We start from the raw sequence: 10010 nt of genomic DNA, 5'->3' as shown, positions 1-10010 counted from the left end.
CGAGGCGGCCTAGCGGTCGGCCGGCGCCCTGCTCAGCGGCGCCGCAGCTCGCCGGCCGCCGGGCAGTCGAACGGGTCGCGGGCCGCGAGGCCGACCCGGTTGAGGTACCGGACGACGATGCCGTACGAGTCCACGAGCGTCGTCTCGGTGTAGGGGATGCCGAGTGACCGGCAGTGCTCCCGCACGATCTCGCGTGCTCGCCCGAGGTGCGGTCGCGGCATGCTCGGGAAGAGGTGGTGCTCGACCTGGTGGTTGAGGCCGCCCATGAGCGGGCTCGTCCACCGGCCCGTGATGTTGCGGCTCGTCAGCACCTGCTTGCTCAGGAAGTCGAGCTTCGCGTCGGCCGGGACGATCGGCATGCCCTTGTGGTTGGGTGCGAACGAGGCCCCCATGTAGACGCCGAAGACGGCCAGCTGCACGCCCAGGAACGCGAAGGCCATGCCGAGCGGCAGCGCCCAGAAGACCACGGCGACGTAGGCACCGAGCCGCAGCGCGATGAGCGTGAGCTCGAGGGCGCGGCCCGGGATCGCTCGACGCTCGAACAGCGATCGGATCGAGGTCACGTGCAGGTTCAGGCCCTCGAGGAGGAGCAGGGGGAAGAACAGCCAGCCCTGGCGACGGGTGATCCAGCCGATGAGGCCGCGCTGGCGCGCCGCGTCCTCCTCGATGAACGAGATCGTGTCGAACTCGATGTCCGGGTCCTTGCCGATCCGGTTCGGGTTGGCGTGGTGGCGCGTGTGCTTGGTCATCCACCACTGGTAGCTGATGCCGACCATGACGGTCGCGACGAAGCGCCCCACCCGGTCGTTGGCCCGGCCCGAGGTGAGCACGGCGCGGTGCGACGCCTCATGGGCGAAGAACGCGAACTGCGTGAAGATGATGCCCAGCGCGGCGGCGATGAGCAGCTGGTACCAGGTGTCGCCGAGCAGGACGAATCCGGTGATCGCACCCCCCAGCGCGAGGACGAGGCCGCCCACGAGCAGTGAGTAGAAGACCGGCGTGCGGCGGAGCAGCCCGCTCTCCTTGATCACCTGGGAGAGTGCCGCGTAGCTCTGGGTCACGCCGGGACGATCGCCGCGCGGCTTCGTGGAGCGGATCGCACCGAGGTGCGATGAGGGGATAAGTGAAGTGCTGATGATCCGGCCCGTCGTCGTCGACTTCCCAGCCGGTGTGTTCACGGGCATCCGCCCGCTGTCGATATCCCAAGCGTACGGGCGCATATGTACCGCCGGACGTACGTGGGGGCGATACCCAGCAGACGCACGGTCGGCGTGCGGATCACCCGACGTCGTCGACGAGCAGTTGCAGCAGGGCGCGCTCGCGGCCCCCGCCGAGGCGGGCCAGCCGGCCGTGCTCGTACGCCTCGACGACGCGCGGGTCGACGTAGCTCGCCTTCGCGATCGCGGGGGTGTTGCCGAGGACCTCGCTCGCGCGCACGATCGCCTCGCGGACCGCGGCGGCACGCGCCCGGGACGTCCCGGCGGTGCCGATCTCGGCGAGCCGGTCCGCGGCGGCGATCGTGCCGCGCAGCGTCCGGAAGTCCTTCGCCGTGAAGTCGCCGCCCGTCCGCGATCGGATGTCCTCGTTGACGTCGACCGGGCCGAGCGGTCGCATCCGCCGTCCCTCGGTGAACGCGTACAGCCGCGCGCCGGGCGAGCGCCCGGACATGCCGTCCACGAAGGCTGCGAGCCCCGCATCCACGAGCACGACCTCCTGCGCGACGCCCCCCTTCGCGCGGAACCGGAGCCGCACGGCGTCCGAGCCGTCCAGGTGCGCGTTCCGCACGAGCAGCGTCGTCAGCCCGCGGCTGCGGGCCTGAGCGAGCGCCTCCTCCGACCCGATGCGGATGGCGCCGAGGTCGAGCGTGCGGAACGCGGCGGCCAGCACCCGCTCGCGCAGCAGTTCGTCGCGCGCCAGGTCGCGACGGACGCCGCGGCGCGCGGCGGGAAGCACCCCGGCGAGCGCAGCCATCCGCTCGAACTTCTCCGCGTCCTGCCGCTCGCGCCAGACCGGGTGGTAGAGGTACTGGCGACGGCCGGCGGCGTCGACGCCGACCGCGAGGATGTGCGCGTTCGGCGCCTCGGAGATCCACACCTCCGTCCACGCGGGCGGGATCGCGAGATCGGCGATCCGGTTCCGGTCGGCACGATCGGCGAGCGAGCCGTCGGCGTGCCGGTACGTGAAGCCCCGGCCGCTGCGTCGGCGTGTCAGCCCCGGCGACGCGTACGGTTCGACGCGTCGCAGTCGCGGCATCCGTCGCCCCTCAGTGGTTGCGGAGGGCGTCGATGAGTTCGCCCTTGCGCATGTCGCTGTAGCCCGTCAGGCCGAGCTCCTTGGCCCGCTCCTTCAGCTCGGGCACGGTCCAGTCGTCGTAGCTGCCGGACCGGCCGCCCGCGCGGCCGACCGAGCTGCGGCCGCGGGCCGCGGCCGCGTTCGAGATGCGGGCCGCCTTCTCCTTGGAGGCACCGTCGTCCCGGAGCTCCTCGTAGAGCTCCGGGTCCTTCAGCGAGTTCTGCCCTCGTCGGTTGCCGGGCATGTCCTGCTCCTTCCCCTCACCGCCTCAGAGCGGCTTGCCCCCCGTGACCGGGAGGATCGCCCCGGACGTGAACGACGCGTCATCCGACGCGAGGTAGACGTACGCGCCCGCCAGCTCGGCAGGTTGCCCGGCGCGACCCAGCGGCGTGTCCTGCCCGAACCGGGGGAGCTTGTCCGGCCATCCCGTCGACGGGATCAGCGGCGTCCAGATCGGCCCGGGGGCGACCGAGTTCACGCGGATGCCGCGCGGCCCGAGTTCCTCGGCCAGGGCCTTCGTGAACGCCACGAGCGCCGCCTTCGTCATCGCGTAGTCGACGAGTCGCGAGGAGGGGTCGAAGCCCTGGATCGACGACGTCGTGATGATCGACGAGCCGGCGTCCATGCGCGGCACCGCCGCACGGGCGAGGAACACGTTCGAGTAGAGGTTGACGCGCATGACCTCGTCGAAGTCGTCGGTCGGCACCTCCTCGATGCCGCCGCGGTCGCGCTGGTGGGCGGCGTTCAGCACCAGCAGGTCGATTCCGCCGAACGCGTCGCAGGTCTGCCGGACGAGGTCCGCGCAGTGATGCTCGTCGAGGAGGTCGCCGGGGAGGAGTTCCACCTGCTGCTCCGCGTCCCGGACCCAGAAGGCGGTCTCGTCGGCGTCCTCCTGCTCCGAGGGCAGGTACGAGATCGCCACGTCGGCGCCCTCCCTGGCGAACGCGATCGCGACGGCGCGGCCGATCCCGGAGTCGCCGCCTGTGATGAGCGCGCGACGCCCCGACAGTCGCCCCGAGCCGCGGTAGCTGTACTCGCCGTGGTCGGGCTGCGGGGTCATCCGCGGGGTCATGCCGGGCGGAAGCTGCTCCTGCTGGGGGAACGGCTCCGCCGTGTGCTTGGTGGTCGGATCGACCAGATGGTGATGCACCGGGACCTCCTCATTCGAATGTCCGTGCGGTCACGCTACGCGCGAGGGCCCGCTGGGCCGAGGGGGTTGACGGGCCGGGCCTGAGGTGGGCGGAAGCGGGGTAGCCTCGTCGCCATGGGAATCCTGTACTACGGGAACGCCGTCACGCCGATCGGGATCGAGGACCGGGCGTTGGCGCATCTGCAGGTCGCGGTGGTCACGAAGCTCCGGCGGGGCGAATCCTTCACGGTGTCGTGGGAGCATCCCGAGGAGCAGCCCGAGGGTCGCAGCACCCTGTGGCTCCACCCGAACATCCCGCTCCGGTTCGTCTTCGACGACCCCGAGCCGCCCGAGCTCAGCCGGTCCTACCTCGAGGAGCTCATGCGCAGCGCGAACTCGACGGGCGGGATCCAGCTGGTGCCCGAGCAGATCGACCCCGAGTCGGTCCCCGCCGACGGCGCCGACGGGTCCGACGAGGCCGACATCTCAGGCGACTAGGGGCGGAGGTCCGGGTCCTCACCGACGACGCCGTCGGAGTCGACTGCTCCGGTTCCGGCCGTGGCGGCCGCCGCGCCGCCGCCGTGCACCTCGCCGCGCCAGGTCCCGGTCGGCACCTCGCGCGATTCGATGAACTCCTTGAACCTCCGGAGGTCGTGGTCGACCTGCCGGTCGTCGAGCCCGAGCGCGGCCCCGGCCTCCTCGACGAAGCCCTGGGGCTCCCACTCCAGCGTCACGTCCACGCGGGTCCGGTCGGACGAGACCGGGCGGAAGACGACACGGCCGCGGTGGTCGACCTCGGCGGTCGTGCTGTGCCAGGCGACGTGGTCGTCGGGGACCTGGTCGGAGACGTCGGCGTCGAACTCCCGGGTGACGCCGCCGATCGACACCACCCAGTGGGTCGTCACGTCGTCGACCTGGCGGATCGCGTCGACGCCGCTCATGAACTCCGGGAACGTCTCGAACTGGGTCCACTGGTCGTAGGCCACGCGAACCGGGACGTCCACCTCGATGTCGGCGGTCACGGTCGTGCTCATGGTGATCTCCCTTCCGGTCGTCGGCGCGCGGATATGCGCCGGGCGGCCACGGTACGCACGCTGCGACCTGCGGATCGAGGGGTTGCCGCCGGCGGGCGCGGCTGTTATCACGGAGTGAGGCGGTCCACGACGTGGGGTCGCCCCGGATCGGAGGAAGGGGGCCGAGCCATGGGCGAGCGAACCGTCCCGATCGAGGACTGGTGGCCCCGACTCTCGATCGCGGGCAAGCACGCGATCCTCGCCGATCTCGCGGCGCCGCTCGACGACGGAGTGCGTTCGGAGATCGTCGAGCTCATCGGGCGATCCGCGCCCGAGCGGCTGAGCGAGCGCGAGGTCGACTTCATCCGCACCCAGACCGAGTTCGTCGACTGACTCGACCGCGGCCCGCGCCGACGGGACTCAATCGAAGTCGAAGGGCTCGTTCTCGTCGGGTTCGGGGACGTTCTGCAGGCCGCTCGTGCTGTTCGCGGAGAGGAGCATCTGCTCGATCCACAGGCGGTTGAGCTTCGGCGGGCGGTTGCCGCTGAACACGAACTGCAGCGGGACCGACTCGTGGAGCCAGAGGGTGGTGCGGCCGCTGCCGTGCTCGATCCCGTGCTCCCAGGTCATGGCGAAGCTCTCGGACCGACGCAGCTTGTTGATGATGGCGACGCGCAGGTGCGCGAGCGTGCGGTCCTCGATCTCGATCTCTCGGTTCGAGGAGTTGTAGATGAGCTTGCCCATGGCGGAATGCTAGTGCCGCTCGCCGCCGAGTGGAGCCACGCCTTCCGATCGCGGATGTCCGGCGCGTCCGATTCCGGGAGCCCACCGCCCGACGCGCCCGGGCGGACGCGCTCGATTGGCGTGCGGGCGCGACGTGGGATAGAGTAACCGGGTTGCCTGATGAGCCGAGAGGTTCCGGGCGACATCCCATGCGCCCGTAGCTCAATGGATAGAGCATCTGACTACGGATCAGAAGGTTGGGGGTTCGAGTCCCTCCGGGCGCGCAGGGTGAAGCCCCGGCTCCGCAGAACCAGCGGATCCGGGGCTTCTTTCGTCGGCGACGCGGTGGCCTCGCCGCGGCTGCTCAGAACCGCGGCGGCTCCTCGGCGGGGCGCACCCGCAGCCACGCGACGTGGCAGGGCTCGAGCACGATTCCCCGCTCGAGCGAGACCCGCCGGTCGGTGATGAGCTCGTGCGCCTCGGGCGCGAACCCCGAGAGCGTGAGCGCGTCGATCGCGGCCGGTGCGTCGCCGACGTTCGCGAGGCAGAGCACGGCGGCCGTTCCATCGGGTGCGGCCGCGCCATCCGTCGCCCCGGGGCGCTGGAACCCCAGGACCGTGGGGTGCTTCGGGTCGAACGGCACGAGCCGCCCGCCCGCGAACTCCGCTGTTCCGCGTCGCACCCGGATGAGCCGGGTGAGTCCCGCGTACACCGCGCCGGACGGGGTGTCGCGGTCGTGCCGTGCGGCATAGGCGTCGGCGGGGCGGCGCGGCCGGTTGACCCAGCGACTGTCGTCGGCGAGCGCTGGGTCATCGACGTAGGAGTAGTCGTTCAGCTGGGCGACCTCGTCGCCGAGGTAGACGAGCGGGATCCCACCGGTCGAGAGCGCGATCGCGTGGGCGAGCAGCACGCGGTCGACGCCGTGCGGGTCTCCGGCCTCGACGCCCGCGAGCGAGGCCGTCGTGCCGGCCACGCGAGCGTCGCCCGTGCGCGGGTTCTCCTGGAACGGCACGCCGCGCGCGAAGCTGCCGGGGAAGCGGTTCACGTAGAACGCGTTGAGGAATCGGCGATGGTCGAAGCCGTCGATGCCGAGTTCGGCGGCGTCCTCGTCGGCGAAGGTCCAGCCGATGTCGTCATGGCCGCGCACGTAGTTGACCCACGCGCAGCCGTCGGGGATCGCGTGCCTGCGCTCGAGCGCCTGCGCGAGCATGCGGGGGTCGCGGGTCGCGAGGGCCTCCCAGGTCAGCGCCATCTGGAGCGGGTTGTACGACAGCTGGCACTCGGCCGGCGAGATGTACTCGACGACCTCGTCGGGATGCACGATCGCCTCGGACTTGAACAGCAGGCTGGGCGCGGCGATGCGCAGCACCGCGTTGAACGCCTGCAGCAGCAGGTGCGCCTCGGGCAGCGACTCGCACGGGGTGCCGAGTCGCTTCCAGATGAACGCGACCGCGTCCATGCGCAGCACGTCGACCCCGAGGTTCGCGAGGAACAGCATCTCGCCGGCCATCGCGCGGAACACCGCCGGGTTCGCGTAGTTGAGGTCCCACTGGAACGAGTGGAACGTCGCCCAGATCCAACGGCCGTCGGGCAGTTGCACGAACGAGCCCGGGTGGTCGTCGGGGAAGATCTCGCGAACCGTCCGCTCGTACGCGTCGGGCATCGTGCGATCGGGGAAGATCAGGTAGAAGTCCTCGTGGGCCGGATCGCCCGCGACCGCGCGCCGGGCCCAGTCATGGTCGGACGCGGTGTGGTTGAAGATGAAGTCGAGCACGAGCGAGATGCCGTTCGCCCGGAGTTCGGCGGCGAGATCGCGCAGGTCGTCGATCGTGCCGAGGTGCGGCGCGACCGCGCGATAGCTCGACACCGCGTATCCGCCGTCGGAGTTGCCTTCGGGGACGGCGAACAGCGGCATGAGGTGGAGGTAGGTCAGGCCGAGTTCGACGAACTCGGGGATCCGCGCCCGGATGCCGGCCAGGTCGCCCGCGTACCGGTCGACGTAGCAGACCCCGCCGAGCATGCCGTTCGAGAGGTACCAGGTCGAATCCTGCTCCCGGCGTGCATCGGCCGCCTTCAGGTCGGCCGGGCGTTCCGCCCACGATTCCGCCGCGTCGGCGACCACGCCGGCGAGCACGTCGAGGGCGTCGTCGCGCTCGCCGTAGAGACGGTGGAACAGCCCGTGAAGCACCGGGAAGGCGGAGGAGAGGCGACGCTCGAAGTCGGCGTCGAGGTGGGCGGATGCCGCGGGATCCACGGGGCGGATCCGGGCGAGGTCGACGTCGGCGTCGGTTCCCATTCGTGCCATACGCCCAGCCTGCACCATGCGCGCCGCTCCCGCTCGGCATCCGTACGTCCTTGCCCCCCACCCGCTCGCATGCCACCATCCCAAATGGGGGAAGGGACGACGCATGGCGAAGCGGTACCCGGACATCAGCGACCACGGCCTCATCGGCGACCTGCAGACGGCGGCGCTCGTCTCGACCGACGGCACCATCGACTGGTTCTGCAGTCCGAGGTTCGACGCCCCGAGCGTGTTCGGTTCCCTCATCGACGCCCAGAAGGGCGGCTTCTTCCGGATCCGCCCGGTCGGCATGGAGTACGTCACCCGGCAGCTGTACCTGCCGGACACCGCCATCCTCATCACCCGCTTCCTCACGGACGCCGGCGTCGGCGAGGTGATCGACTTCATGCCCGTCGCCGAGGGGCCCGCGACCGACCGGCACTCCATCGTGCGGATGGTGCGCGTGGTCCGCGGCGAGATGACCTTCGAGGGCGAGATCCAACCGCGCTTCGATTACGGCCGCGCACCGCACCGGCTCGTGCCGTCCGGGCCGGGCGCGAAGTTCGTCTCCGACGACCTCGTGCTGACCCTCCATCGGGTCGGGGACCCGATCCTGCACGGCGACGAGCGGGCCGGGAAGGTCGAGGTCGTCGACGGGGGCGTCAAGGTCACCATCACCCTCCGTGCCGGCGAGCTCACCGGCGTCATGCTGGAGTCCGGTGACGTCGACGCGCGCCAGATCAGCGAGGACGAGCTCATCGGCACGTTCCTCGAGACGCGACGCTACTGGCGGCGGTGGAACGACCGCTCGACGTACACCGGGCGCTGGCGGGAGATGGTCGCCCGCTCGGCGATCACGCTGAAGCTCATGACGTATGCGCCAACGGGGGCGCTCGTGGCCGCGCCCACGACCGGGCTGCCCGAGCAGATCGGCGGCGAACGCAACTGGGACTACCGCTACACGTGGATCCGGGACGCCTCGTTCTCGGTCTACGCACTGCTCAGCCTCGGCTACCAGGACGAGGCTGAGGCCTTCGTCGGCTGGCTGCTCCAGCGGATCCACGAGGGCGTGGGGTCCGACACGGCGCCCCTTCGGATCATGTACCGCGTCGACGGTTCGTCCGACCTCGATGAGGAGACCCTCGACCATCTCTCCGGATACCGGAAGTCCAGGCCGGTCCGCGTCGGCAACGGCGCGTCGGACCAGCTCCAACTCGACATCTTCGGCGAGGCGATGGACTCGATCCACCTCGCCGACACGCACGGCCTCGAGCTCCCCCACGCCGGCTGGATGAAGGTCCGGCAGATGCTCGACTGGCTCTGCGACCACTGGGACACGCCCGAGGAGGGGATCTGGGAGACCCGCGGCGGGCCCCAGAAGTTCACCTACGGGCGCTTCATGTCGTGGGTGGCGCTCGATCGCGGCATCCGCATCGCCCAGTCGCACGGCCGGCCCGCGTCGATGACCCGCTGGGTGCACGAGCGCGACCGGATCTACGAGCGCATCATGGAGTCCTTCGACCCCACGCGTCAGGCCTTCGTGCAGCACGACGGCAGCGACGTGCTCGACGCCTCGCTGCTGCTCATGCCCCTCATGGGCTTCATCACGCCGCGCGATCCGCTCTGGATGTCCACGCTCGAGGCGATCGACGAGGCGCTCGTCTCGGACAGCCTCGTCTACCGGTACGACCCCGCGGCCGCGCCCGACGGGCTCAGGGGCTCGGAGGGAACGTTCACCCTGTGCTCGTTCTGGTACGTCGACGCGCTCGCACGCTCCGGCCGCCTCGACGAGGCGCGGCTGGTGTTCGAGAAGATGCTGACCTACGCCAACCACCTCGGCCTGTACGCCGAGGAGATCGGCCTCACGGGAGAGCAGCTCGGGAACTTCCCGCAGGCCTTCAGCCATCTCGCGCTGATCAACGCGGCGGTCAACCTCGACTACCAACTCGACCACGGCTCGGGCGACGTCGAGCCGGTGCTCCGGCGTGGCCGACGGATCGACTGACCGCCCCGCGGTCGGGCCGTCGTTCCGGTCCGAGGGGCCGCCGGATGTCGCGTGCCCGCGCTCGGCGCCTGTGAATCCGCCATGGATCGCCGTTGCCCCCCGGACGCGGCCTTCGGCGGCACGGATCCCTCCGGCTAGGCTCTCACCGGTCAGATTCCCGAGATCGAGAGTTCGACTATGAGGGGTGCGAGCGCCGCTGCGACCGGCCGGGCGCCGGTCGCCCGTCGTGCTGCCCTCGCCTCGGCGATGGTCGCGATCGCCGTCGCCGTCGCCGTCGCGGCCGCGAGTCGGCTCGTCCAGATCGTCCCCCACTCGCACGAGGGCGGACGCGGAGTCGGGCATGTCGTCGTCGACGTCCTGTGCCTGGCCGTCGCGGTCCTCGTCGCCCTGCTCCTGCTCACGGCGCTCGCGGTCGCCTCCGTGCCCGCGCGGCGTCGCGTCGGGCGCGCACGGTGTCCCATGCCGCACGCGAGCCCGCAGATCGGTGCGTTCGCGAACGCGGCGGTCTGGGCGACGATCGCGGCGCTCGCGGTCGGCAGCTCAGCCGGGGCCTTCGACGGGTTCCCG

At 71.0% G+C, this 10010-nt stretch carries 11 protein-coding genes and 1 tRNA gene; 5 read left to right on the top strand and 7 right to left on the bottom strand.

All coding sequences use genetic code 11. The annotated features are described in order from the left end of the window. Positions 1 to 32: 32 nt before the first annotated feature. The 4 genes from ESO86_RS06170 to ESO86_RS06155 form a co-directional block, all read right to left on the bottom strand. Positions 33 to 1184, bottom strand: coding sequence for a fatty acid desaturase family protein (locus tag ESO86_RS06170; RefSeq protein WP_129234103.1), 1152 nt, complete (start codon positions 1182 to 1184; stop codon positions 33 to 35). A gap of 94 nt (positions 1185 to 1278) precedes the next feature. Next, entirely contained in the window at positions 1279 to 2253 is a 975-nt protein-coding gene (locus ESO86_RS06165) for a DNA topoisomerase IB (protein WP_129234102.1), read from the bottom strand. Between the two features lie 10 nt (positions 2254 to 2263). Continuing rightward, a complete protein-coding gene (locus tag ESO86_RS06160; protein ID WP_129234101.1) occupies positions 2264 to 2536 on the bottom strand; it encodes a DUF7218 family protein in 273 nt (90 codons plus the stop codon). Positions 2537 to 2560: 24 nt separating this feature from the next. Continuing rightward, entirely contained in the window at positions 2561 to 3442 is an 882-nt protein-coding gene (locus tag ESO86_RS06155) for an SDR family oxidoreductase (RefSeq protein ID WP_242492227.1), read from the bottom strand. A 114-nt stretch (positions 3443 to 3556) separates the two neighbouring features. On the opposite strand from ESO86_RS06155, the gene ESO86_RS06150 reads away from it, so the two are divergent. Beyond that, positions 3557 to 3919 (top strand): DUF7882 family protein, encoded by a 363-nt coding sequence (locus ESO86_RS06150; protein ID WP_129234100.1) that lies wholly within the window; start codon positions 3557 to 3559, stop codon positions 3917 to 3919. On the opposite strand, the gene ESO86_RS06145 is transcribed toward ESO86_RS06150, so the two are convergent. Next, positions 3916 to 4455: an SRPBCC family protein gene (locus ESO86_RS06145; RefSeq protein WP_129234099.1), complete on the bottom strand. Its 540-nt coding sequence runs from the start codon at positions 4453 to 4455 to the stop codon at positions 3916 to 3918. The genes ESO86_RS06150 and ESO86_RS06145 overlap by 4 nt on opposite strands. Before the next feature lie 168 nt (positions 4456 to 4623). Between ESO86_RS06145 and ESO86_RS06140 the strand changes: the two genes are divergently transcribed. Next, entirely contained in the window at positions 4624 to 4827 is a 204-nt protein-coding gene (locus ESO86_RS06140; protein ID WP_129234098.1) for a hypothetical protein, read from the top strand. Between the two features lie 27 nt (positions 4828 to 4854). Here the strand turns inward: ESO86_RS06140 and ESO86_RS06135 are convergent, their stop codons facing one another. Beyond that, on the bottom strand, positions 4855 to 5178 hold the full coding sequence (locus tag ESO86_RS06135; RefSeq protein ID WP_129234097.1) for a DUF7882 family protein: 324 nt from the start codon (positions 5176 to 5178) through the stop codon (positions 4855 to 4857). A 190-nt stretch (positions 5179 to 5368) separates the two neighbouring features. Here ESO86_RS06135 and ESO86_RS06130 point away from each other — a divergent pair. Then, positions 5369 to 5441: transfer RNA gene (locus ESO86_RS06130), tRNA-Arg, on the top strand. 80 nt (positions 5442 to 5521) lie between these two features. Here ESO86_RS06130 and ESO86_RS06125 read toward each other — a convergent pair. Next, positions 5522 to 7462, bottom strand: a complete 1941-nt coding sequence (locus tag ESO86_RS06125) for an alpha-amylase family protein (protein ID WP_129234096.1) — start codon at positions 7460 to 7462, stop codon at positions 5522 to 5524. 103 nt (positions 7463 to 7565) lie between these two features. On the opposite strand from ESO86_RS06125, the gene ESO86_RS06120 reads away from it, so the two are divergent. Then, positions 7566 to 9443, top strand: coding sequence for a glycoside hydrolase family 15 protein (locus ESO86_RS06120; protein WP_129234095.1), 1878 nt, complete (start codon positions 7566 to 7568; stop codon positions 9441 to 9443). A gap of 177 nt (positions 9444 to 9620) precedes the next feature. After that, positions 9621 to 10010 (top strand): hypothetical protein (locus ESO86_RS06115; protein WP_207207030.1); only part of this gene is annotated, 390 nt, incomplete at its 3' end.

It is taken from the genome of Agromyces binzhouensis, assembly GCF_004135055.1.
Taxonomy (GTDB): Bacteria; Actinomycetota; Actinomycetes; order Actinomycetales; family Microbacteriaceae; genus Agromyces; species Agromyces binzhouensis.
Note: the sequence above shows the minus strand (reverse complement) of the source record. Positions and strands in the feature narration are given on the sequence as shown.